The following is a 23,355-nucleotide window of genomic DNA, read 5'->3' on the forward strand; positions in this document are numbered from 1 at the left end:
CCTGGGCAGCCAGTGCCGGCGCCGTGACGGGCGGGTCAGAGCGCGGAAATGCCGAGCTCGGCGCCCTTGGTCGTCTGTACCCGGCTGAAGTCGCAGCTTCCGTCCGTCATGCCCTTGGCGTTCGGTATTGCGACGCACACATACGCACGGATGCCATGCGGCAGCGCGACGTGGCGAAACTCGCCGACCTTGATCGTCGCGACCCGGTCAACGGCAAAGCGATCGTTGATCGGTGTCGCGCTCGACGGGATCGACATCGTCACTTCCGACGCGGCGTTTCCGGTTTGCGATTTCAGCGTCTGGCTGCTGCCGATCTCTCCGCTGACCGAGAAGCGTATCTCCGCCTGTCCTTCGGACACGCGTTGAACCGTGACCGCGAGCGTTGGCATGGCGATTCCCGCCGCGCATTTGCCGGCAGCGCACTCGCGAACGGAAAGCAGCGTGCGAAACGGGGATGCAGGCTGACCGATGACCGACAGGTCGGTAGACGATCCGCCGTCGCGCAGCGCCTTGTCGACCGGCGGGGGAGAGGTCACCGCGACGGTGGTGGTGATCGACGGCGGCGAAAATGCCGTTGCGCAAGCTGACAGCATCGTCGAAGCGACAATCGTCATGGCGAACCCTGGACTGAATCGCATGGATCTGACTCGCGGAGCTGAAACCTCGGATATCGTCAGAAGAATACACATCTTTAGCGAGCGGGGTTCGGGGTTCGATGTGCGGTGGGTGCCGGCGAAACCGCCGTGTCGATGACCTGATTCGCAAAGCCCATGGCCATCATCATTCCCGGGCCGGCGAATGCATTTCCGTTCATGGCGGGCGAATGCGCCATGTTCGCTTGCATCATGGTCATGAACTGCGCACGCAGGTTTTCGCGCAGTGTCAGACAGTCGACATGGGATGAAAAACGAGTCGGCATCCTTGTCGGCGATGCCGAAACGCGATCGTTATCGAGTTCGGAACGATGGATTGAATGGCGCTGTCGTCGCGTCGAGAAAAACGATGAAGCGATGAGTCGCAGTATTGAACTGCATGGCTGACCCGCTTGCCCGATGCCTGAAGGCGGAAGTCGATGCGAAGTGCATGATGGCGGGCATCTCAGCGCAGCGACGATTGTCGGGCGCTTGGGCGTGCAGAAACGAAAAACGGGCCGAGCGGCCCGTTTTTGCTGACATCCTGGCGGAGAGAGGGGGACAGACTTTCCGCCCCAAACTTTCCTATAAAAATCAAGTGCTTAGTAGTATTTTTAGGGTGGTTTTTGCTACCAATCTCGTTACCAATGGCACTGATTAAGTGTCTCACATCGGGACCACGCTTGAAATCACGCGTTTCGCCCCTACGTTGTGACCGCGACGGGACGGGCTCGTTGCATAGACCAAAGGGGGTTAATATGGCGAAGTACTGCATCACGGGAGCCAATCATAATGGTGCCGAAGATCATCGGGCGTCAGAATTTAATGTTTGGGAGCGAAAATTAAACAATGATAAAACGAAATGGGTGTGGGGTCATGTCGGGAAGAAGTCACTCGATTATGTAGCGAGCCTGCTGGCGAAAGGGCATGAGGTCGTTTCAGGTGAGGAGGGTAAGGATACGATTACGCCTGGCGCTCCAATTGAGATCGTGCTCCGCATTGCAAAGAATGATGAAAATTTCAAGATAACCGATTTGCCAGAATTTTAATGAATGCAATTAATAAAAAAGCACCCAACTGGGTGCTTTTTGTTATTTGTAATATCAATAAGTATGTTTGGCTTTAATTTGATGGACCTTGATGATGTAGTTGAGAGATGGCAGGCTACCCAGCAAGAAAATAAATCCAAAAAAGAGCATTTCCTTGGCATTGAAAGGTGCAAACATCCACATGACAATAAAGAAACCCCACAAGCACAAAAGCTGACCGTAGATTTTGTTCAAATTTTGACGGAATGTCTGCCCGTTAGCCTGAGTGATTCCAACAATGATATTGCGAAACATATAGCGTACCACCCAGAGTTTTACGCTACCTTTGTCAATTTGTGATTGCAACACACTATCGAGACTCAGGCTGACGCGAATATTGTTCAGTTGTTCAGTCCCAATCTTCAGGTAGCTGTACCGCTTCCACATAGCGTCAGGACTACCAACGCCACCCTCAATCAACTCACCTTCGTAGACCTTCATTCATGACCTCTCATAGGATGAAAAATAGTCTAGAATCGACTATTCTGAACCGGACTATAGCATCGTTCGATGATCTATGGTCAACGGTACGAGGCTGTCCGCAGAGCGTTGAAGCAGGTGCGCAAAGAGGCTGGTCTCACACAGGTAGAGCTTGCTGAGCGGCTCGGCAGGGGGCAGAGCTACGTCTCCAAGATGGAGCGTGGTGAGCAGTACGTAGACGTGCTGGAGTTCGTGGAGTGGTGCGAGGCATGTGGGATACCACCATCCAGGGCCATCAATAAAATTTAAAAATCGGGGAAGAATATGTCCAGAAGGAAGAAGCTAAAAATTAACGGGAGCAAGATAGTCGATTTTGATGTTTCGATTAAATCTGAAAAAAGTGACTCCGATAATTCCCTTGTTGATTTTGTTTTCCTTAGGGTGGAAACGGATGATGATATTTTTAAATATCAAATAGGACGTGATGCCACGAATCCAGATTTGAATTTTACTAAAAATCACATCGAGACTTCGTTGGCGGCAGCAAGAAATGAGTATTCGAATGTGGAAATCACTGAAGATTCGGAGAGGAATCGTCTGTTCTATGAAGTTCAAGGTCTCCGTATAAATACTTATCCCGGGCGCAGACTTTGAATAAAGGTAGTAAAAAACCACCTCAAGCGGTGGTTTTTATTTGCCTCTTGACAACCGGTTAAATTATCTTAAGGTATTGGAGCTTACTTCTCACGGTTAGCAATTTAAATGTAATGAGATTTAGAATAAAGTCAAGACCAAATTTAAATTGCCCAGCAAAGTAAGCAGGGCAATTTTTTATGCGTCGGTTAATTCTCGCGGTTCGAAAATTGCTAACACTCGATATATAGCGCAGGTAAAAATAGTCAGTGGGTGACTGAAAAGACTGAATAGCCCCTGATAACTGGAAAAGGCGAAAGAGCAACACCATATCATTATGGTGACAGTGGCTAGAATGGGAATTTGAGCAAAGCCACACAGAGAGGCGTAATTGCGGAACCTGGCTCAAAGGTGTGTTAAGACGCCGAATCCGTAAAACAGGAATACTTAACTAATTCCGTCCGGTTGTGTAGTCACTACTAATATCGGTAATGCCGTCGTTACTTGCTTTCAGCGGGTAGGGATAGGCTTTGCCGATATTAGTAGTACCGTAGGAACTACTACATGAGGCAAAGCTAGAAGTACAAGTCTAGTACAGAGGGTGTACTAGAGATCTAGCGAAGCATATTAACCCGCAGGGTTAAGAATTCACGGTAGTGAATTAAAAATGGACGGCGGCGGTTAAATCGCATTTTTAGAGGTTTTTTTGGTGTTTTGGCTGCTTGGGGTAGGCTTTGGGGTTACCAAAGCCTGCAGGGCATCATTTTGAGCCTTTAAATGCTCATTTTCATCCAGAAGGTCAGATACCTTCTTATCGTAGGCTTGGATCAGGTTCAAATCCACCCCTTTTGAATTGATTGCTTCGGCGTAGGCTTCACGACGAGCATTCAATTCTTTTTCCTGCCTCTCAAGGTCAAGTTGTTTTTCTTCTTGTGCCTTCTTTTGCTTATACAACCTTTTACCCAGAAGCTTGAGATCATGCGAGAACATTTTTTTAAGTGCCTCGTTCGATTTAAGCAATGTGTTCATCATCGGTTTAAATTTTTTCCTGATCTCACTGAAAGGCACTTTTCCAGAAAACCAACCAGATTCCAGATCATTGATGATTCTTTCAATGGTCTGCTCATAGTTCGTGTTCATGGCTTTATCGACCATATTGTAGAATTCTTTAAGTTCGCTGTGCGCTTTCTGCGAACCACGAACGCCACGCACCAATCCAAATTTTTTGTTCCAAATCGCATGACGGTCATGCAAGGCCTTGAGAAATTCTCTATCGTAACGCTTGGCGTTCAATGACCATGTTTCTTTATGAAAATCGCCTTTCTGGTTTCTGTATTTTTTGACCGACTTTATTTCAGTGCTAATCATGAAATGAAAATGCGGGGTCTTTTCATCTAAATGTAAAATGGCGAACTTGACTTGATCGCCAAATTCGTGTTTCATGAATTCGACCTGCTGGTTAGCCCACTCATCGATCTGTTTTTTTGATTTTCCTTCGAAGAAGGCAGGCGAAGCCGAGATGACAAATTCCATCATGGGGACGTTGTTGACTTTTTCCTTCACGCCCAAATTTTTATAGTAGTCAGTTAACTGCTCTTGAAGTGAACTTGCGTTTTTGATATCCACATCTAACGCGTTGACATATACGCGGTTTAGATGTGATCTGTTTGTGTCTATGTTTTTCTGCCAACGCAAGCGTAAATTGTGCCTAGCGGCTTGCGTTATATTTGATCGGGATTTTATCCTCTTGGTTCTTAAAATGTTGTAGGTTGCCATGCGCTGTTTTTGTAATTTTCGCGATCTCCTACTAATTAGCGTAGCGGTATATTGACGGAAGTCAATGCAACTTGTTTTCAACAAGTTTCACTCACTAAACCAACCCACTTCGGGGTTGGTGTTCGCAAGGGAGTATCCCTTGACCCTAACAGCAAAATCAAATTCAAAAACAAAACATGGGGCCGGCCCCTTTCCCCCTTCCGAATGCCCAAAAAAATCCTGCCCGTTGGCAGGATTAATTTTGACACTCGGCGCTTATTTTTATGTGCTATTAGGCAAGTGTATTTTTTATTTTGTTTGATTTTGATTGATTGATTTTCTCGTCTATCCCATCAATGATGTGGCCGTACTCGCTGATAAGTCTTGCCCAGTCTTCAATCAATATTTCTGAATAGCATTCCTCAAGCGCTGCGGAAAGTTCGCTATCTAATGCGGCATCATAGGCAATTGAATACCATTTCCCATCAATTTTTAGAGCAATTGCCACCTTTGTTCCGTCGGATGCTTTTATTACATAGGCTTGAGTTAGCCTTCTCGTGTCAATGGCTTTGGTTTCCTCGTCTCGAGGGATGAATCCAGAATCAGACATTCCGAAAATCCTTTTAAAAATTGATATTACCCATTTCATACCTATCTCCTTTTTATTTCAAGGTATGAAATTCAGATGACATGTCAAGCTTTCAGTGTCTCTTACCCTAAGGGCGCGCACGTGTACGCGTACACGTGCGCGCCCTTAGGGTAAACGAATTTTTGTCCTTGGTGCCTGTAAAAATTTACAGGTATCTTAAAACTTGTTTCGATAGACGCCAGTCAAGACCATCAACTTTTGAACCGCAGGCTCGATAATTTTTGCGATTTTCTCAATCGAAAATTTATTGGAGTAGGTTGCAACATTCACATTTTCAATCTCATGTCCAAAGAATTGGCATCGAGGTTCGAACGGTACACCTTCTTTCATAAACAAATCATTTGAGAATTTCCGAAGAGAATGAAAGACCAATTTCGGGCGTGTAATCTTTAGTTCATCAAGCAAGCGTTTAAATTTTTTACCAACAGCGTTGCCTGATCCCTTGCCAAGACGTGTTTGATATTTAAAAATCTGGTCTTTATTTTTAATGAAATCTGCAAGCCCAAGGTCCAACAATTTCTTGCTAATTGGAATATCTCGAACGCCTGCTAGAGTTTTGGATTCTCGAATTCGGATAAAATTAATTCCCTCTTCGCTCGCGTAAAACTGATCGCTTTTTAATGATGTGATTTCGCCAATTCGGCATCCTGTGAAGAGCCCAAGCATGAGGGTCCAGTAAAAATCTGGGTCATCCAATTTCTCTTTTTGGAAAATTCCAGATTGGAATATTGCTGAAATTTCCTTGTTCTCAAAAATTGAGTACCCAGATTTTGCCTTATCTGTTTTACTCAAAATCATGCGGCCAACGGCAGGATTGTCGCCAAAGTAATATCCCTGCTTGATGGCGAAATAAAACAAAGTGCGCAAGGTGGCAATCTTATTATCAATGGTCCTTGGGCTGTTTGTTTTTGCGATGTGCTCTTGATAGCGGGTGATGTCTGAAATTCCGATTTTTGAAATAACAGGATTTCGCAAAAATGTTGCTGCCTCACTGGCAACGTTTTTATACGCAAGTACGGTTGAGGGTTTGAGTTGTTTCTTCAGTTGGAAGAATTTATCAGCAATATCCCCGAGCTTCAAACCCTTATCCGCATTGGGTTGCGTAGCAGAGGCCGTAGGCACACTTTCCAAGGAAGCCCCCAAGCTTGGGGGTTTGGGGGATGATTGAAGTATTTTTAATGCTTCAAGCATGCGTTGATGGTCCTCAGCACCATCAGCTTTCAAAATACCTTTCTCAAGGTCAATTTCGTATTTTCGTACTTTTGACAGATCGATCGCCATAGCGATACCTTCGAGCAACTTGGATGCTCGAATGATAGCTGTACGTTCGTCTTTAGTGAAAAGGGAGCGTTTGAACTGCTTCCCATGTACGCGGGTATGAAGATAGTACGAAGAACCGCGTAGGTAGATGGGCAAAGTCAGCATACTTTGTTACCAAAGTTGCTACCAAGCCTTGATGCCAGAAGTTGATTTTCCTTATAAAAATCAACAGCTTATGGATTCTGGCGGAGAGAGGGGGATTCGAACCCCCGATAGGCGATTAACCTATACACGCTTTCCAGGCGTGCGACTTAAACCACTCATCCATCTCTCCGGAAGACCGAGAGTATAGCAAACTCTGGCGGCAGCCCGCCACTCCCTTCGGCAATCGTCAGAAATCCGTCGTCATCGACAGCCATACCGACCGCGGCTCGCCTTGTGTCAGGTACCCGCCGGTCGTCGACGACCAGTACGACTTGTTCGTGACGTTGCGCACGGCCGCTCGGAACGTCGTCTTCCTGCCGAACAGCGCCGTCGCATAACACGCACCGAGATCGTAGCGGTCCCCCGCCGGGATCGACGCCACGCAACCGCCGAGCGGATCCCGGGGCGAACATGCGATCATCGGTCGTTCGAATGCGTCGTCATGATTCGCGCGCGCCGGCAGCGGCCCGCGCGGCCGAAGACGGCGACGCCATCCCGTTCGCAAGCTCCCTTCAGAAGGAACGCCACGCCATGTCGCTGTCCGCCTTGCTCGCTTTTGCCCTGATCCTCTCCGTCGGCGTCGCGACGCCCGGCCCGACGGTGTTGCTCGCGATGAGCAACGGCTCACGGTCCGGTTTGCGTCACGCACTGGTCGGCATGCTCGGCGCCGTCACCGCCGATGTCGTGCTGGTCGCGCTGGTCGGGTTCGGTCTCGGGATGCTGCTCGAAGCATCAGAAACGGCGTTCGTCACGCTGAAGCTGGCCGGTGCCGCGTGGCTTGCCTATATCGGTGTGCGGATGCTGCTCTCGTCCGGCGGTCGTGCTGCCGCGCGGGCAGTCGATCAGGCGATGCCCGATCGCCGGACCGCGTTCCTGAAGAGCTTTTTCGTCGCAATGAGCAACCCGAAGTATTACCTGTTCATGTCCGCGCTGCTGCCGCAGTTCGTCGACCGGTCGCACGCGATCGCGCCGCAGTACGTGATCCTCGCGGCGACGATCGTCGCGATCGACGTCGTCGGGATGACCGGCTACGCGCTGCTCGGCGTGCACTCGGTGCGCGTGTGGAAAGCGGCCGGCGAGAAGTGGCTGAACCGCGTCAGCGGGTCGCTGCTGCTGATTCTCGCGGGATATGTCGCGTTGTACCGCAAGGCCGCGAACTGACGCGCCGATGCTTCCGGCACACGATCTCGGCCAACCGGCCCGGCGATGAAGCCGATCGAGCGTTTCGCGCTCGAAACGCACGACGGTCCGTACGAAACGTGGCCGTCGCGTACCGCCGTGCTCGTGAACGGCGAGCGCTCCGGCCTCACGGTTTCCGGTTACGTACTGCTTCGCCAGTTCGAGACGCCGGCCGCTTATCTGCTCGTCACCGACTACGACTGCCTGTTCGAGGAGGCCGTCACGTTCACGCTCGTGTCGAAGGATCCATTGAAGGAAATCGCGCGGCGCACGGTCGGCGCGATGTATGCGTCGTGCCATCTGGACGACCTCGCGTGGGCCGACGACCGGCATTTCAGCGCGACGTTCGTGGACATCGACGGACGATGGGATTTTACGATTCGTGACCGATCGGTGCCGTTCATCCTGCCCAGGCTCGGGATGAATCGCGTGCGGGATCGGTAATGCGCGATCGGTGCCCAAGAGGGGTTTGGCCGCGTGTGTGCGCCGTTTGAAACCCGCTCAAACAGGCGGTTTCATTTCTCTTTCGCATTGATCCGACATGTAAGTTTCGGCGCGTCCGAATCTCGCGTGGCCAGCCCGCATCGCGGCAGGAGTGGCGGCGCTCCTGCATGACGTCCGTCCGCCACCTTACAAAATGAATGGAAATTGAAAGAATTCCTTCCCTTGACGCAAGGCGCTCGGGCCATTTATTGTCCGTCTGCCGCCCGTGAGAGAGCACGGCGGCAATCGCGGATGCGCGCCACGCGCGCACGACAACACGCAGCAGAAAGCAGAAAAGGAAACGTGGTAGCCACATGAAGCCGCTATTCGATGACAAGAACTCCGATGCGGTCAGCGATCGTCCTTCCACCCCGTCTTCGTCACCCGTCGCCGTGCCTGCCGCCGCCGTCACCGTGCCGGCCGCGCGCCCGGCGGAGAATGTCCGCCTGATCACCGTCGACGAGATCGACCAGCTCGGCGCGACGCAGGGCACGCGGATCGCCGCTTTTTCCCAGCAGATTCTCGCGAGCGTCCGTGCGTCGGATGCCGACCAGTTCGGTGACAAGCTCAACGAACTGATCGCGACCGCGAAGGGGCTCGATCCGCGCGGCGCCGACAAGGGCGGGCTGCTCACGCAGGTCACGCGGCTGTTTCGCTCGACCAAGGAGAAGCTGCTGTCGCAATACGAATCGGTGAGCAAGCGGATGGACACGCTCGTCGTCGAGCTCGAGAGCCATGCGCGGCGCCAGAAGGCCGGCATCGACGAGCTCGAGCGGATGTACAACGACAACTACGCGCTGCACCAGGAGCTCGCGCAGTCGAAGGCGCACGGCGAAACGGCGCTCGCGACGCTGCGTGCGCATCTCGCGGCCGGCCAGCAGCCGGCGGACGACGCGTTCGCCGCACAGCGCCTGCTCGACGTGAAGCGCAAGGTCGACGCGCTCGAAAGCAAGCTCGACGACCTCGACCGCGCGATGCTGATGTCGAAGCAGCTCGCGCCGCAGATCCGCATGGAGCAGGACCAGAAACGCACGCTGACGTCGAAGTTCATGACGATCAAGACCGTGCTGATCCCCGCGTGGACCAATGCGTTCGCGCTCTACCTCGAGCAGCTCAGCACGAAGCGCGCGGCGGCACTCGCGAACGCGACGTACGACGCGGCCGACGAGGCGATCCGCGCGCAGGCCGACCTGAACCGCCAGAACGCACAGGAAGTCGCGAAGCTCGGCCAGCGCCCGGTGATCTCGACCGACACGTTCGAATACGCGCAGCAGCAGCTGTTCGGCGCATTCGACGACATCACGCAGATCATCGCCGACGGCAAGCGCCAGCGCGAGCAGGACGCGCCGCGCCTGCGCCAGCTCGAACAGGACCTGATCACCCGATTCGCTCCGAAGCACAACTGAGAGAACTGAGAGAACACCGCATGATTACGCTTGAGAAACGCGCGGCGAAGGTCGCGATCGTCCTCGAAAAACGCCAGATCCTGAAGCCGCCCGTCGTGCGCGTCGGCGCGGCGCTCGACATCTCCGGCTCCGCGAAGCCGCTCTACCAGTCGGGCGTGATCCAGGAGACGCACGACCGGATCCTCGGCATCGCACTGAAGTTCGACGACAACGGCGAAGTCGACACGTGGACCTTCACCGAAGGCTACAACCGGCTGCCGACCGCGACGCCGGACAACTACGGCTCGTACATTTCCGACCACGTGCTCGAAGCGCGGATCGACAAATGGGGCGGCACGCAGTACGCGCCGGTGATGAACGACATCGTCGACTTCTTCTTCCGCGCGCCGCAGCCGTCGCCGCAACGCGAAGAGAAGCGCGGCTTCCTGAGCCGGCTGTTCGGCGGCGCGGGCGAGACGCCGGCACCGGCGGCTTCCGCGCCGGTGAACGGCCATCTGCCCGCATGGGTGCTGTTCGTCACCGACGGGCAGAACCCGAAGAACGATCGCAAGCGCGTGCGCCAGCTGCTGGCCGAGTCGCAGCACTACCCGCTGTACTGGTCGCTCGTCGGCGTCGGCGACCCGAGCGAATTCGGCTTCCTCGCGGAAATCGCGGAAGAGATGCCGAACGTCGGCTTCCTGCATCTCGAATCGCTCGACATCAGCGACGAACAGATCTACGAACAGTTGATCACGCAGGAATTCTGCGACTGGGTGCGCGCGAAGTAAGCGCGGCCCGCACGTCATTTTTCACGAAACTCGAAACTCCACATCATGTTGAAAGACTTCAAGATCCCGCTGTCGCTCACGGCGCTCGCACTGGTCGCCGCGTATTTCCTCGGCGGCGTGAAAGACATGCTGATCGTCGCGGTCCTGTGCGTGCTCGAAATCTCGTTGTCGCTCGACAACGCGGTCGTCAACGCCTCCGTGCTCAAGAACTGGTCGGAGAAGTGGCGCAACCGCTTCATGGTGTTCGGCCTGCCGGTCGCCGTGTTCGGCATGCGGCTCGTGTTCCCGCTGCTGATCGTCGCGGTGATCGGCCACATCGGCATGTGGGATGCGCTGACGCTCGCGATCGAATCGCCGGAGAAGTACGCGGCGATCCTGACTTCCGCGCATCACCAGGTGTCGGCGTTCGGCGGCGCGTTCCTGCTGATGGTGTTCTTCAAGTTCATGCTCGACACCGAGAAGGACGAGCACTGGATCGGCTTCCTCGAAGGCCCGATGCGCCATCTCGGCCGCATCACCGCGCTGGAAGTGGCGCTGACGCTCGCGATCGTGATCGTCGCGTCGTTCTACGTGCCGTCGGCGGAACAGGTCGCCTTCCTGCTGGCGGGCGCGTTCGGCGTGATCAGCTTCGTGATCGCGCACGGCATCGGCGACCTGATCGGCGGCGAGGAAACGGGCACGCGCGTGGTGCGCGAAGGCGTCGCGGGTTTCATGTATCTCGAGGTGCTCGATTCGTCGTTCAGCTTCGACGGCGTGATCGGCGCATTCGCGCTGTCGAACAACATCTTCCTGATCGCGCTCGGCCTCGGCGTCGGCGCGGCCTATATCCGGGAGATGACGCTCGTGCTGCTGAAGAAGGGCACGCTCGCGCAGTACCGCTATCTCGAGCACGGCGCGTTCTGGGCGATCGGTGCGCTCGCAACGATCATGTTCCTCGGCGTGAAGTTCGAGGTGCCGGAGGTCATCACGGGCCTGGTCGGCGCGGCGATGATCGCCGCGGCCGTGTGGTCGTCGATCGTCGTGCAGCGCAAGGAAGACCGCACCGCGGTGGCCGGCGAATAAGCACGCGCCGCGCGCGGCACGCAAACCATCAACGAGGGGGCCGCGCAGGGCGGCCCGGCATTGCCGCCGGCGCAACGGCGGTTCCAGCAGAAGAGGTTCAGATGATCAATTTGTCGAAAGGCGGTCGCGTCAACCTGTCGAAGGAAGCGCCCGGCACGCAGAAGTTCCGCATCGGTCTCGGTTGGGACGCGAACGCGACGGACACGGGCACGGATTTCGATCTCGACGTGTCGGTGTTCCTGTGCAAGTACGACGCGCAGAGCAATCCGAAGCTGATCTCGGATCAGCATTTCGTGTTCTACAACAGCGAAGTGCGCACGATGGAGCGCAAGGAAACCTTCATCCAGCCGGGCGACGATTTCCCGAAGCGCGGGATGCCCGCGTCGAAGTGCCTGGGTGTCGTGCACAGCGGCGACAACCGCACGGGCAGCGGCGGCGGCGACGACGAGGTGATCTTCATCGACGTGACGAAGCTCGCCGCGGACATCGAGGAAATCTCGGTGGTCGTGACGATCGACCAGGCCGAAGCGCGTCGCCAGAATTTCGGCCAGGTGCGCAACAGCTACATCCAGATCGCCGACGAGGTGTCGGGCGCGGTGATCGCGAAGTACGCACTCGAGGAAGACTTCTCGATGGAGACGTCGGTGCAGGTGGGCAGCTTCTATCGCCGCGACGGCCACTTCATGTTCAAGGCGGTCGGCGCCGGCTACAACCGCGGCCTGGGCGACTTCGTGCGCGCGTACGGCGGCGCGGTCTGACTGGCGGCAGTCCGGCCGGCGGGACACCGCCGCGCCGGGCAGGAAGCAGCGATGACGAATCCGTCCGACGAGCCGAAGCGGCTCGAGTTCGATACGACGCCCGAGCGCACGCCCGGGCGTCTTGCGTTCGACGCGCCGCCCGCGGCCGCGACGACGCCGGGCGCGCGCGCGTCCGAGCGGCCGGCACCGCAGGCGCTCGACTTCGGGCCGGCGCCCGACAGGCCCGTGCGCACCGCGCCGGCCGAGGCGGTCGGCCGCGCGGTGTTCGCCGAATCGAACCATCCGCAGCTCGAAGCATGCTTCCGCGCCGCGCAGGCCAGCTTCCCGAATCTCTATCCCGACTACGCGCCGCGCATCGAGCGGCACATCCGGCAACTGGTGCCGCTGAAGCTCACGACGGTCGCGACGATCGGCGACGGCGCGCTGGAGACGGCGGGCAACCTCGTCGAAGCCGTCGCGGCCACCACGCGCGAATTCAACGAACTCGGCGCGGCCGACATGATGGCCGGCATGCTCGCGCAGGCGACGCGCAAGGCCGGCATGTTCGAACGCTGGTTCGGCGGGGTGGCGGGCCATGTCGACTACCGGGCGGCGCTCGGTGCGCTCAAGCAGTCGCTCGGCTTCTTTCCGCGCCGCACCGAGGAACTCGCCGCGAAGATTCGCCATGCGGAAGAAAATCTCGTCGTCGTGCTCGCGGCGCTGAGCGCGGTGTCGGACGTCGTGCGCGCACCGGACGATGCGGGCATCGAGCGCACGCTGTTCGACCGCCGCAACATCGTCGGGCAGGCGGTGCAGCAGATCCGCATGCAACCCGCGCAATTGCGCGGGCTCGACGAGCGCGTGACCGATCTGCTGTCGCGCGCCGATCACCTGATGAACGTCGTGCTGCCGGCGGCGCTGGCGGCGCGGCCGCAGCGCTGAGCGAACGGCGCATAGGGCACGAAGCGCACGGATGCGCGCGCCGCGGCGCGCGCGTTCGCTGCGCGGGCCACGCCGCGTCACGCCATTTCACGTGCACCGGCGCGAGTCTGCTATCTTCCCGGGCATCTCATTGCTTTCCCGCCGATTCTCCATGACCGACCGCATCGTTGCCGCATTCGATTTCGACGGCACCATCACGACGACCGACAGCTTTCGCCATTTCGTCCGCTATGCGGTCGGCACGCCGCGCTTCGCATGGGCCGGGCTCCGTGCGCTGCCGTGGATCGTCGCGATGAAGGCCGGGCTGCTGTCGCGTGGCGATGCGAAAGCGAAGTTCGCGTCGTTCGCGTTCGGGCCCGTGCGCGAGGACGCGCTCGATGCGCAGGCGCGTACGTTCGTCGACACCTACCTGCCGGGCCTCGTGCGTCCGGAAATGCTCGAACGCATTCGCGAGCACCGGGCACGCGGGCACGAAGTCGTGCTGGTGAGCGCGTCGCCGTCGCTGTACCTGGAGAAGTGGGCGAAGACGGCCGGCTTCGATGCGGTGCTCGCGACGCGGCTCGCGTTCGAGCGCGGCACGTTTGCCGGCCGGCTCGACGGCGAAAACTGCTGGGGGCCGCAGAAGGTCGTGCGGCTGCGCGGGTGGTGGGGCAGCCGGCCGCCGAAACAGCTGTTCGCGTACGGCGACAGCCGCGGCGACAAGGAAATGGCCGAGCTCGCGAACTGGTCGTGGATCCGCGGGCAGGGGCCGATGCCGCCGATCGGCGGCTGAGCCGGCGCGGCGCCGGTTTTACATCACGCGTCGGCTTGCGCGTGGCGAGCGCGGCGCGACGGTCGATACGGGCCCCAGCGATTCGCACGCGCGAAGGTGCCGACGTCGTTGAAGCGCACGCCGACTTCACGCAGCGCCGCATGCGCGGTGCGCGCGGTCAGCTGGCGAATGTAGAACGGGTCGCGCACCACGAAGTGATGGATCGCATGCGTGCTGCCGAAGTTGAAGCAGAACAGCTGGAACGGCAGCATCCACCACGGGTTGAGCACCTGCGTCTGCTGGATCACGTTGCGTGAATCGATATCGCCGAAGTAATGCATGTTCGAGCTGACGAAGTTGATGCAGAAGCTGCGCACGAAGTTCGGCCCGAGCCACACCACGGCCAGGAAATCGACGACGCTCATCGCGCGCGCGACGATGGCCGGCACCGTCACCGCGTAGCCGAACGCATGCAGCGCGAACAGGCCGGCGTGATAGACGATGAACGCATGCCACAGCACGTAATACACGTGACCGACCGGCATGTACGACGACACCTGCTCGACGCGCAACTGCATGCGTTCGGACGGGTCCTGCACCGGCTGCGCGGCCACGTACTGCTTCACCTTGCGGCGCATCGCGGCCGGCCGCAGCACGACGGCGAGCATGCCGTCGGCGATCATCAGCAGGCGCTTCACGCCCCAGCGCTCGCCGTTGGTGATGCCGAATTCCTCGAGATCCGATTCGCCGCCCGACACCTTGTGGTGATGCAGGTGCATGCGCCGCCGCGTCCACGGGTTGATCGTGCCGGGCCGCGTGAGCCAGCACAGCGCCATCATCAGGTGATAGGCCCACGGCGTCTTCTTGAAGTACATCAGGTGGATCAGGTCGTGCTCGAGCTCGTGGATCAGCGACGTGACGAACGCGGCGAGCGGCAGCGCGACGTACCACGCGATCGCCCCGCGCGCATACAGCCAGGCGATCGCGAGCATCGCGCTCACCGACACGGCCATCACGGTCGCGCCGACGAGGTTCTGGTTGTCGAGCAGCGGAAAGCGCGCGCGGATCGCGTCGCTCGCGGCGTTGACCTCGCGGCGGACGTACGCGACCTTGTCCGCGTCGTGGCGAAAGGCGGTTCGTGCGGGTTGGCTCATCGACCGGATTCCTGCGGAAAGAGTGGGGCGTTATGCCGATGTGACAAGCATAGGCGCGCACCGGGCCGCCCGCGAGGGCCGCGGGTGCCAATGGCGGTGTCATTTCGGGCCACGTTGGCCGGCCGGCGCGGCTAGAGTCTCGCCCCGGTGTCATTGCGGGCCAGCGGCGCTACAATCCGCCGAAACCGCTCCGGAGTCCTCCGCATGGCCCTGTCCGTCCCGGATGCCGCGCGCCAGTTGAACAAGGCGACGGTGTCGTCCGCGTATGCGCTGTTCATGCTGATGCTGGCCGAGGAGCGCGGTATCGACGGCGGCCGCATTCTCGCGGGCTCGGGTGTCGAGCGCGACCGGCTCGCGCAGCCCGATGCGCGCATCACGCCGCTGCAACAGGCGGCGATCGTGTTCAACCTGCTCGACGCGACGGACGATCCGTCGATCGCGATCGAGATCGGCCTGCGCAGCAGCCTGACGAAAGCGGGACTGATCGGCTTCGGGCTGATGAGCTGCGCGACGCTCGGCGAGGCGATCTCGCTCGGCATTCGCTACCTGCCGACGCGCGTGCCGTTCTTCTCGGTGCGGCTCGCGCGGCTCGACGGGACCGTCGACATCGACGTGCTCGAAGCGTTTCCGCTCGGCCGGCTGCGGCAGTTCGCGGTCGAGAACTTCCTGGTCGAGACGGCGATCCTGTTCAATTCGCTGCTGTATCCGGTGCCGGGACGCACGCTGCAGTCGCGCGCCGAACTCCATTTCGAATGGCCCGAGCCGCCGTGGTTCGAGCGTTATCGCGCGCGGCTGCCGCGCTGCCATTTCGACGCGAGCGCGAATCGCATCCGTTGCGATGCCGCGCTGCTCGACGAACCGATCGGCACCGCGAACGCGCACACCGCGCAGATGATCGTGCAGCAGTGCGAGGCCGAACTCGCGCGGCTCGGTTATGCGGAAAGCATCGTCGAGCGCGTGCGCAACCTGCTGATCTGCGGCGAGGGCGGCTATCCGGCGGTCGACGACGTCGCGCGCGAGCTGCATGTATCGGCGCGTACGCTCAAGCGCAAGCTCGCCGAATACGGTGCGACCTATTCGGCGCTGCTCGACGAGATCCGGTTGCGCGACGCGCTGCGGCTGCTCGAGGGGACGCGGCTGCCGGTGGACGAGATCGCCGCGCGCGTCGGTTATACGGATCGCGCGAACTTCACGCGTGCGTTCAAGCGCTGGACGGGTGTTGCGCCGAGCGAGCGGCGCTGAACGCGGGCATGCGCCGGCCCGCGTGGCGGGCCTGCCGGTTCATGCTCCACGTATCCCTTCTTCAGACGATCTCGACCCAGTTCGCGCCGCGCCCGCCCGGCACGCGTGCGTGCGGCGACAGCGCGCCATCGTCCTGCGAGATCGCATACACCGACACGTATTCCGACTGTTCGCCGCACGCGACGAGCCAGCGCCCCGACGGGTCGATCGCGAACCCGCGCGGTTGCGTCTCGGTGGCTGTTGCGTGCGCGGGTTCGAACGTGCCGTCTGCGGTGCGGCGATAGCAGAGCAGGCGGCTCGACGTGCGTTCGCTGACGTAGGCGAAACGCTCGTCGGGGCTCAGGTGCAGGTCGGCGGCCCAGACGGAGGGCTCGGTGGGCGCGGGCGGCCGCGCATGGCCCGGCGCGAGTTCGGCGACGGCCGGATGGCGCGTACTCACGTGCGCATCGCCGAGCCGGCCGGTATCGGGGTCGCGCGCGAACGTGGCGAGCGTGGCCTGGAATTCGCTGACGACGACGAGCGCTCGGCCGTCGCGCGCGAACTGCAGGTGGCGCGGGCCGAACCCGGCCGGCACGCGCGTTTCGCCGTGTTCGAGCGCGCGCAGGCCGGCCGCGTCCTCGACCAGCGCGAAGCTGAACACGCGATCCGAGCCGAGCGAGCTGACATAGGCGAAACGGTTGTCCGGCGACACGATCACCGAGTGCGCGTTCGCGATGCCGCCCACGACCTGCAGCGGCGTGCCGTCGCCGTCGCGCACGCGCGCGGCGTCGTAGAGGCTCAGCGAATTTCCGCCGTACGACGCGCCGAGCAGCCAGCGGCCGCCGCGGTCGAGCGACAGGTACGCATGGCTCGCGTCGATCGCGGTCGCGCCGATGCGCACGAGCGCGCCGGTGGCCGGCACGACGCGGAACGCGACGATCGTCGGCTGTTCGCCGCGCGTCGCGACGTAGAGCCGCGCGCGGTCGGCCTGAACGGCGATCGGCATCGCGACGTCGGCTGCGGGATAGCGGGCGAGCGGCGCGAGCGTGCCGTCGGCCGCGAGGGAAAACGTTGCGAGGTCGGCGTCGGCGGCGTTCGAGACGACGACGGTCAGGCGGTCAGTGTTCGGCATGGCGGAGCATCGATGCGTTCGTCAGGGCGGTGTCGGCCGGCAGGCCGCGCGGCGGATCGCTGCGCCGGTGCGTGCGCGCGAACAGCGCGGCCACGGCGGCGACGAGCGAAGCGATCGCGAGCGCATACAGCCCGCCCGTGATCGAACCCGTATGTTGCTTCAGATAGCCGAAGGCCGTCGGCGCGACGAAGCCGACGAGGTTGCCGACCGAGTTGATCAGCGCGATCACGGCCGCGGCCACCCGCGTGTCGAGATAGCCCTGCGGGATCGGCCAGAACAGCGACGCCGCGGCCTTGAAGCCGAGCGCGGCGAAGCAGATCGACGCGAACGACCAGGCCGGATCGCGCGACGTCGACGCGAACAGCCCGCACGCGGCGAGCACGAGCGCGAACGCGAGCCAGCGCTGCGGATGCTTCCATTTCGACGACAGCACCGCGAAGCCGTACATCGCGCCGATCGCGATCATCCACGGAATCGTGTTGTACAGGCCGACCTGGAAATCGGTGAGGCCGCCCATCTTGCGGATGATCGTCGGCAGCCAGAACGTGGCCGCGTAGATCGTCAGCTGGATCGAGAAATACAGGAAGCAGAACAGCATGATCTGCGGATCGCGCAGCAGCGCGGTGGCGCGCACCGGCACGTTCGAGCGGACGTCGCGCGCCGCGCGTTCCTCGTCGAGCGCGTTCTGCAGTGCCGTGCGTTCCTCGGCGGTGAGCCACGTCGCGTCGCGGATGTGCGATTTCAGCAGCAGCCAGCTCGCGCCGCACAGCGCGACGGAGAACAGCCCTTCGATCAGGAACATCCACTGCCAGCCTTCGAGGCCGAAGCCGCGGATCGACAGCAGCGCACCGGTGACGGGCCCGGACAGCACCGACGCGAACGCGGAGCCGCCGAGGAAGATCGCCATCGCCTTGCCGCGCTCCTGCGGCGGCAGCCATTGCGACAGGTACAGCACGACGCCGGGGAAGAAACCGGCCTCGGCCGCGCCGAGCAGGAAGCGCAGGGCATAGAACGACGTGTCGTTCCACACGAACGCCATCGCGGCCGCGACGATGCCCCACGTCGCCATGATCCGCGCGAGCCACACGCGGGCGCCGTAGTGTTGCATCAGCAGGTTCGACGGCACCTCGAACAGCGCGTAGCCGACGAAGAACAACCCGGCACCGAGGCCGTACGCGGCCGCGCCGATGCCGATCGACGCTTCGAGGTGGCGATCGACGAAGCCGACGTTCACGCGGTCGATGTAGTTCGCGATGAACATGATCAGCACGAGCGGCAGCACATGCCACTTCACTTTCGAGACGGCGGACGCGAGCGGGTCGCGTCCGGGCAGGGCGGGCGAGGGCGGGTTCAAGCGTGTCTCCGGTCGGGTGGGGCTATGTAGTATGTCGTCATATGACATGGTACGCCTGAGTGCCGATGGAGACGTCGCGGGTTTACCCGGGAATTACCCGGATATTGAGGAATTTCATGAGATTCTTCGGGCGGCCGTCAACGTCTGATGACATATGACATGAAACGAGTGTGTACCAATCGCCGGGATACCCGGTGGCGATCCGCGCGCGTGGTGCATCCCCCGGCAACCCGTCCGGCGGCTGCCCTCGCGGCGGCTACGCCATCGACACGACGCTGTTGAGCAGCGTCTTCACGAGCACGGCCTGCCGCGTCGCGCCCGTTTTCGCGAAGATGCCGCGCAGGTGCGCACGCGCGGTGTTCTTCGTGATGCCGGTCGCGGCGGCGGCCTCGTCGAGCGTCAGCCCGTCGACGAGCAGCAGTGCGATTTCGGTTTCCATCGGCGTGAGCCGGAACAGCCGGTGCAGCATGTCGCGCGACGTCTGCGGCGACGACACGGGATCGCGCACGAACACCGCGACGGCCGGCCGGTGCCGGCGGTCCTCGGCGCCGCGGTAGGGGGCGAGCGGGCGCAGCAGCACGCTCAACGGCATCGCGCCGCCGGGGCGCGACAGCGTGGTGGCTTCGATGCGGGCGAGCGCGCCCGCGCGGAAATGCTCGAGCGCGGCCTGCAATGCCTTCTGCAGCCGGCGCTCGTCGAGCGGGCACGAGGCGTGGAGCCGCTCGTGGCGCACGCACAGCCCGTCCTGCTGCTCGATCAGCCGCTCGGCGATGCGGTTGCGCTTGATCACGCGGCCGTCCTCGTCGACGATCGCGGTGCCGACATCGAGCCGGTCGACGGTGCCCGCGTACAGCGCGCGTTCGGCGTCGAGCACGTCGAACGCCGCGTGCAGTTCGACTGCCCGCTGCAGGTGCGGCAGCAGCGTCGCGACCTGCGCGCGTTCGGCCGCGTCGAAGTCCCGCCCGCCGTGCGCGCGGCTCACGAAGAACGCGCATTCGACGCCGCGTTCGCCGCGCAGGTTCGCGCCGAGGATGTAGCGCAGGTCGAGCGGCTGCAGGTACTGCCGGTAGAAATCGTGCGCGCGCCACGCGGTTTCGCCGAACAGCCGGTCGGCCGTGAAGACCTGGCCGGGCGGCTGATCGAGAAACGGGCACAGCGCATAGAACTGCTCGCTGTACGACGGCTCGCCGGGCAGCAACGGGCCGTGCGCCGACGCGTTGATGATGAGCCCGTGCCGTGTGCCGCCCGGGTTGCGCAGCACCAGTGTCGTGAAGCGCGCGTCGAGCCGCACGCGGACCGCTTCGAGGAAGCCTGCCCACGGGGGCGCTTCCGACGGGCCCTGATAGACGAGCCCGAGCCACGCGCTGAGTTCGCGCGCCGTCCACGCCGCGTCGTCGAAGCCGTCGTGCGCGGCCGGATCGCCGGGTGCCAGCGCGATGGGCATGCTCGTGTTCTCCTGGATCGGGGTGAAGGGTTCCCGAGCCAGCATACCGGCCGCCCGGCGGCCCGCGTCATCCGAACGGAGGAGGCGGCGCGCCCGGGCTGCCCGCCTGCGGCGCCTACGCCGAGCGCTCGCGCAGCAGGTAAGCGACGATGCGCCCGGCCGCTTCGTCGGGGGACTCGGCGACCGTATCGACGCGCAGTTCGGGCCGCGCGGGCGGCTCGTACGGCGAATCGATGCCCGTGAAATGCTTCAGCTCGCCGCGCCGCGCCTTCTTGTACAGGCCCTTCGGGTCGCGCTCCTCGGCGACCGCGAGCGGCGTGTCGACGAACACCTCGACGAACTCGTCGGGGCCCGCGAGCGCACGCGCCATCTCGCGTTCCGAGCGGAACGGCGAGATGAACGACACGAGCGTGATGAGCCCCGCGTCGAGCATCAGCCGCGCGACTTCGGCGACGCGCCGGATGTTCTCCACGCGATCGGCCTCGGTGAAGCCGAGATCGCGATTGAGCCCGTGCCGCACGTTGTCGCCGTCGAGCAGGTACGTGTGCTTGCCGAGCGCGTGCAGCCGCTTCTCGACGAGGTTCGCGATCGTCGACTTGCCGGCGCCCGACAGCCCCGTCAGCCACACGATGCGCGGCGTCTGCGCCTTCTGCGCGGCACGCGCGGCGCGGTCGACGTCGACGGCCTGCCAGTGCACGTTGTGCGCGCGGCGCAGCGCGAAGTGCAGCATCCCGGCACCGACCGTGTCGTTGGTGAAGCGGTCGATCACGATGAAGCCGCCCGTGTGGCGGTTGCGGTCGTACGGATCGAACGCCACGGGCCGGTCGAAGCTCAGGTTGCACACGCCGATTTCGTTGAGCGCGAGCGTGCGCGCCGCGAGATGCTCGCGCGTGTTCACGTCGACCTTGTACTTCGGCGTCGCGCAGGTCGCACCGACTGTCTGCGTGCCGAGTTTCACGAGATACGGGCGGCCGGGCAGCAGCGGCGCGTCGTGCATCCACACGAGCGTCGCCTCGAACTGGTCGGCCACCTCGGGCGGCGCATCCGCGCGCGCGATCATGTCGCCGCGGCTGATGTCGATCTCGTCGGCGAGCGTGAGCGTCACCGCGTCGCCGGCGCGCGCGATGTCGCTTTCGCCGCGTTGCGTGATCACCGACGCGACGCGGCTCTCCTTGCCGGACGGCAGCACGCGCACGCGCTCGCCGACGCGGATCTCGCCCGATGCGATGCTGCCCGCGTAGCCGCGGAAATTCAGGTGCGGGCGGTTGACCCACTGCACCGGCAGCCGGAACGGCTCGTCGCGTGTCACGCGCGCGGCAAGCGGCAGCGTGTCGAGATGCTGCATCAGCGTCGGGCCCGCGTACCACGGCATCCGCGTGCCCGGCGCGATCACGTTGTCGCCGCGCAGCGCCGACATCGGGATGCTGACGATCTCCGCCAGCCCGAGCTCGGCCGCGAACGCGCGATAGTCGGCGTCGATGCGCTCGAACACGGCCCGGTCGTAGTCGACCAGGTCCATCTTGTTGATCGCGAGCACCACGCGCCTGATGCCGATCAGCGCGACGAGATGGCTATGACGGCGCGTCTGCGTGAGCACGCCCTTGCGCGCGTCGATCAGGATCACGGCGAGATCGGCGGTCGACGCGCCGGTGATCATGTTGCGCGTGTACTGCTCGTGGCCGGGCGTGTCGGCGACGATGAACTTGCGGCGCGCGGTCGCGAAGAAGCGGTACGCGACGTCGATCGTGATCCCTTGCTCGCGCTCGGCCGACAGGCCGTCGACGAGCAGCGCGAAATCGAGCTCGCCGCCCTGCGTGCCGACTTTCTTCGAATCGGCTTCGAGCTGCGTGAGCTGGTCGTCGAACAGCATGTTCGATTCGTAGAGCAGGCGGCCGATCAGCGTGCTCTTGCCGTCGTCGACGCTGCCGCACGTGATGAAGCGCAGCAGGTCCTTCGTCTGCGCATCGTCGGCGTGCATGTTGGGCGTCGCGTGTGCAGGCGCCTCGGGCGCGGTGAGAACGTGTGCCATCAGAAATATCCCTCCTGTTTCTTCTTTTCCATCGAGCCGGCCGAATCGCTGTCGATCAGGCGTCCCTGTCGTTCCGACGTGCGCGTCTCGCGCATTTCCCGAAGGATGTCGTCGAGCGAGCTCGCATCGCTGTCGATCGCGCCCGTCAGCGGGTAGCAGCCGAGCGTGCGAAAGCGCACCTTGCGCATCTGCGGCACTTCGCCGTGGCGCAGCGGCAGGCGTTCGTCGTCGACCATGATCAGCGCGCCGTCGCGTTCGACGACGGGCCGTTCCTTCGCGAAGTAGAGCGGCACGATCGGGATGTCGTGAAGCTGGATGTACTGCCAGATGTCGAGCTCGGTCCAGTTCGAGATCGGGAACACGCGCAGGCTTTCGCCCTTGCGCTTGCGCGCGTTGTACAGCGACCAGAGTTCGGGACGCTGGCGCTTCGGGTCCCAGCGGTGCTGCTCGGAGCGCAGCGACACGATGCGTTCCTTCGCGCGCGATTTCTCCTCGTCGCGGCGCGCGCCGCCGAACGCGGCATCGAAGCCGTAATGATCGAGCGCCTGCTTGAGCCCCTGCGTCTTCCACACGTCGGTGTGCATGGCCGAGCCGTGCGTGAACGGATTGATGTCGTTCGCGACGCCGTCGGGGTTCACGTGCACGCGCAGGTCGAGGCCGAGGCGCGCGGCCATCTCGTCGCGAAACGCGATCATCTCGCGGAATTTCCACGTCGTATCGACGTGCAGCAGCGGAAAGGGCGGCTTCGCCGGGTAGAACGCCTTCATCGCGAGATGCAGCATGACCGAGCTGTCCTTGCCGATCGAATACAGCATCACCGGGTTCTCGCTCTCGGCCACCACCTCGCGCATGATGTGGATGCTTTCGGCCTCCAGTCGCTCCAAGTGGGTCAACATCGTTCGTCTCCTTGTTTCATGCCGGCGCCGCGCGACATGTGCGGCGTTTCGTGCATGACGCCAACGGTATCGAGCGAGCGGCATGCCGCTCTTCGTCCGGGTGGACTAAACCGCGGCGCGGCGGTGGAGCGGATCTTTCCTTAGTCCACCCGGACGA

Annotated in this window: 25 protein-coding genes, 1 tRNA gene and 1 pseudogene; 13 read left to right on the plus strand and 14 right to left on the minus strand. The window is 61.3% G+C overall.

Features of this window, described 5'->3' with window-relative positions; translation table 11 throughout:
* Nucleotides 1-35: 35 nt before the first annotated feature.
* Both E9536_RS08475 and E9536_RS08480 read right to left on the minus strand, forming a co-directional pair.
* On the minus strand, nucleotides 36-614 hold the full coding sequence (locus E9536_RS08475) for a hypothetical protein (RefSeq protein ID WP_247873430.1): 579 nt from the start codon (nucleotides 612-614) through the stop codon (nucleotides 36-38).
* Between the two features lie 77 nt (nucleotides 615-691).
* Nucleotides 692-853, minus strand: coding sequence for a hypothetical protein (locus tag E9536_RS08480; RefSeq protein ID WP_247873434.1), 162 nt, complete (start codon nucleotides 851-853; stop codon nucleotides 692-694).
* Between the two features lie 179 nt (nucleotides 854-1,032).
* Here E9536_RS08480 and E9536_RS08485 point away from each other — a divergent pair, with 179 nt between their 5' ends.
* Nucleotides 1,033-1,293 (plus strand): hypothetical protein, encoded by a 261-nt coding sequence (locus tag E9536_RS08485; protein WP_136469711.1) that lies wholly within the window; start codon nucleotides 1,033-1,035, stop codon nucleotides 1,291-1,293.
* Between the two features lie 97 nt (nucleotides 1,294-1,390).
* Nucleotides 1,391-1,681, plus strand: a complete 291-nt coding sequence (locus E9536_RS08490; protein WP_136469712.1) for a hypothetical protein — start codon at nucleotides 1,391-1,393, stop codon at nucleotides 1,679-1,681.
* Nucleotides 1,682-1,735: 54 nt separating this feature from the next.
* Here E9536_RS08490 and E9536_RS08495 read toward each other — a convergent pair whose 3' ends face one another.
* Nucleotides 1,736-2,161, minus strand: a complete 426-nt coding sequence (locus E9536_RS08495) for a hypothetical protein (protein ID WP_136469713.1) — start codon at nucleotides 2,159-2,161, stop codon at nucleotides 1,736-1,738.
* Nucleotides 2,162-2,230: 69 nt separating this feature from the next.
* Between E9536_RS08495 and E9536_RS08500 the strand changes: the two genes are divergently transcribed.
* On the plus strand, nucleotides 2,231-2,449 hold the full coding sequence (locus E9536_RS08500) for a helix-turn-helix transcriptional regulator (RefSeq protein WP_136469714.1): 219 nt from the start codon (nucleotides 2,231-2,233) through the stop codon (nucleotides 2,447-2,449).
* Between the two features lie 15 nt (nucleotides 2,450-2,464).
* A complete protein-coding gene (locus E9536_RS08505; protein ID WP_136469715.1) occupies nucleotides 2,465-2,794 on the plus strand; it encodes a hypothetical protein in 330 nt (109 codons plus the stop codon).
* A gap of 660 nt (nucleotides 2,795-3,454) precedes the next feature.
* On the opposite strand, the gene E9536_RS08515 is transcribed toward E9536_RS08505, so the two are convergent.
* The 5 genes and pseudogenes from E9536_RS08515 to E9536_RS08535 form a co-directional block, all read right to left on the minus strand.
* Nucleotides 3,455-4,549 (minus strand): plasmid recombination protein, encoded by a 1,095-nt coding sequence (locus E9536_RS08515; protein ID WP_136469716.1) that lies wholly within the window; start codon nucleotides 4,547-4,549, stop codon nucleotides 3,455-3,457.
* A 271-nt stretch (nucleotides 4,550-4,820) separates the two neighbouring features.
* Nucleotides 4,821-5,177 carry a hypothetical protein gene (locus tag E9536_RS08520; RefSeq protein ID WP_136469717.1) on the minus strand — a complete coding sequence of 119 codons (357 nt, stop codon included), beginning with the start codon at nucleotides 5,175-5,177 and terminating at the stop codon, nucleotides 4,821-4,823.
* 156 nt (nucleotides 5,178-5,333) lie between these two features.
* The gene (locus E9536_RS08525) at nucleotides 5,334-6,602 is read right to left on the minus strand and encodes a site-specific integrase (protein ID WP_136469718.1); all 1,269 of its coding nucleotides are present in this window, start codon (nucleotides 6,600-6,602) and stop codon (nucleotides 5,334-5,336) included.
* A 78-nt stretch (nucleotides 6,603-6,680) separates the two neighbouring features.
* Nucleotides 6,681-6,771, minus strand: a tRNA-Ser gene (locus tag E9536_RS08530).
* A 57-nt stretch (nucleotides 6,772-6,828) separates the two neighbouring features.
* Nucleotides 6,829-7,017 (minus strand): annotated as a pseudogene (locus E9536_RS08535) (hypothetical protein); the annotation flags it as partial.
* A gap of 155 nt (nucleotides 7,018-7,172) precedes the next feature.
* On the opposite strand from E9536_RS08535, the gene E9536_RS08540 reads away from it, so the two are divergent.
* From E9536_RS08540 to E9536_RS08575, 8 genes are all read left to right on the plus strand, one after another.
* The gene (locus E9536_RS08540; protein WP_136469719.1) at nucleotides 7,173-7,802 is read left to right on the plus strand and encodes a LysE family translocator; all 630 of its coding nucleotides are present in this window, start codon (nucleotides 7,173-7,175) and stop codon (nucleotides 7,800-7,802) included.
* A 45-nt stretch (nucleotides 7,803-7,847) separates the two neighbouring features.
* Nucleotides 7,848-8,264: a hypothetical protein gene (locus tag E9536_RS08545; RefSeq protein ID WP_059692993.1), complete on the plus strand. Its 417-nt coding sequence runs from the start codon at nucleotides 7,848-7,850 to the stop codon at nucleotides 8,262-8,264.
* Nucleotides 8,265-8,617: 353 nt separating this feature from the next.
* Entirely contained in the window at nucleotides 8,618-9,709 is a 1,092-nt protein-coding gene (locus E9536_RS08550) for a toxic anion resistance protein (protein WP_027786909.1), read from the plus strand.
* A 20-nt stretch (nucleotides 9,710-9,729) separates the two neighbouring features.
* The gene (locus E9536_RS08555; RefSeq protein ID WP_136469720.1) at nucleotides 9,730-10,476 is read left to right on the plus strand and encodes a VWA domain-containing protein; all 747 of its coding nucleotides are present in this window, start codon (nucleotides 9,730-9,732) and stop codon (nucleotides 10,474-10,476) included.
* A gap of 45 nt (nucleotides 10,477-10,521) precedes the next feature.
* The gene (locus tag E9536_RS08560) at nucleotides 10,522-11,538 is read left to right on the plus strand and encodes a DUF475 domain-containing protein (RefSeq protein WP_027786911.1); all 1,017 of its coding nucleotides are present in this window, start codon (nucleotides 10,522-10,524) and stop codon (nucleotides 11,536-11,538) included.
* Nucleotides 11,539-11,639: 101 nt separating this feature from the next.
* Nucleotides 11,640-12,296, plus strand: coding sequence for a TerD family protein (locus tag E9536_RS08565; RefSeq protein ID WP_021163605.1), 657 nt, complete (start codon nucleotides 11,640-11,642; stop codon nucleotides 12,294-12,296).
* A gap of 51 nt (nucleotides 12,297-12,347) precedes the next feature.
* Nucleotides 12,348-13,217: a hypothetical protein gene (locus tag E9536_RS08570; RefSeq protein WP_136469721.1), complete on the plus strand. Its 870-nt coding sequence runs from the start codon at nucleotides 12,348-12,350 to the stop codon at nucleotides 13,215-13,217.
* Nucleotides 13,218-13,368: 151 nt separating this feature from the next.
* Nucleotides 13,369-13,989, plus strand: a complete 621-nt coding sequence (locus E9536_RS08575; protein ID WP_027786913.1) for an HAD family hydrolase — start codon at nucleotides 13,369-13,371, stop codon at nucleotides 13,987-13,989.
* Nucleotides 13,990-14,012: 23 nt separating this feature from the next.
* On the opposite strand, the gene E9536_RS08580 is transcribed toward E9536_RS08575, so the two are convergent.
* Nucleotides 14,013-15,122 (minus strand): fatty acid desaturase, encoded by a 1,110-nt coding sequence (locus E9536_RS08580; RefSeq protein WP_027786914.1) that lies wholly within the window; start codon nucleotides 15,120-15,122, stop codon nucleotides 14,013-14,015.
* Nucleotides 15,123-15,326: 204 nt separating this feature from the next.
* Between E9536_RS08580 and E9536_RS08585 the strand changes: the two genes are divergently transcribed.
* Nucleotides 15,327-16,364 (plus strand): AraC family transcriptional regulator, encoded by a 1,038-nt coding sequence (locus tag E9536_RS08585; RefSeq protein WP_060084097.1) that lies wholly within the window; start codon nucleotides 15,327-15,329, stop codon nucleotides 16,362-16,364.
* Nucleotides 16,365-16,425: 61 nt separating this feature from the next.
* Here E9536_RS08585 and E9536_RS08590 read toward each other — a convergent pair whose 3' ends face one another.
* The 5 genes from E9536_RS08590 to cysD form a co-directional block, all read right to left on the minus strand.
* On the minus strand, nucleotides 16,426-17,475 hold the full coding sequence (locus tag E9536_RS08590; protein WP_136469722.1) for a beta-propeller fold lactonase family protein: 1,050 nt from the start codon (nucleotides 17,473-17,475) through the stop codon (nucleotides 16,426-16,428).
* Nucleotides 17,462-18,829, minus strand: coding sequence for an MFS transporter (locus E9536_RS08595; protein WP_136469723.1), 1,368 nt, complete (start codon nucleotides 18,827-18,829; stop codon nucleotides 17,462-17,464). Before E9536_RS08595 ends, E9536_RS08590 begins: the two co-directional genes overlap by 14 nt.
* A gap of 256 nt (nucleotides 18,830-19,085) precedes the next feature.
* Nucleotides 19,086-20,273 (minus strand): helix-turn-helix transcriptional regulator, encoded by a 1,188-nt coding sequence (locus E9536_RS08605; protein ID WP_124840958.1) that lies wholly within the window; start codon nucleotides 20,271-20,273, stop codon nucleotides 19,086-19,088.
* 115 nt (nucleotides 20,274-20,388) lie between these two features.
* Nucleotides 20,389-22,302, minus strand: coding sequence for a sulfate adenylyltransferase subunit CysN (cysN, locus tag E9536_RS08610; protein WP_136469724.1), 1,914 nt, complete (start codon nucleotides 22,300-22,302; stop codon nucleotides 20,389-20,391).
* The gene (gene cysD, locus E9536_RS08615) at nucleotides 22,302-23,282 is read right to left on the minus strand and encodes a sulfate adenylyltransferase subunit CysD (protein WP_282186888.1); all 981 of its coding nucleotides are present in this window, start codon (nucleotides 23,280-23,282) and stop codon (nucleotides 22,302-22,304) included. Before cysD ends, cysN begins: the two co-directional genes overlap by 1 nt.
* Nucleotides 23,283-23,355 lie beyond the last annotated feature (73 nt).

This window comes from Burkholderia sp. LS-044 (assembly GCF_004803625.1).
GTDB classification, from domain to species: domain Bacteria; phylum Pseudomonadota; class Gammaproteobacteria; order Burkholderiales; family Burkholderiaceae; genus Burkholderia; species Burkholderia cepacia.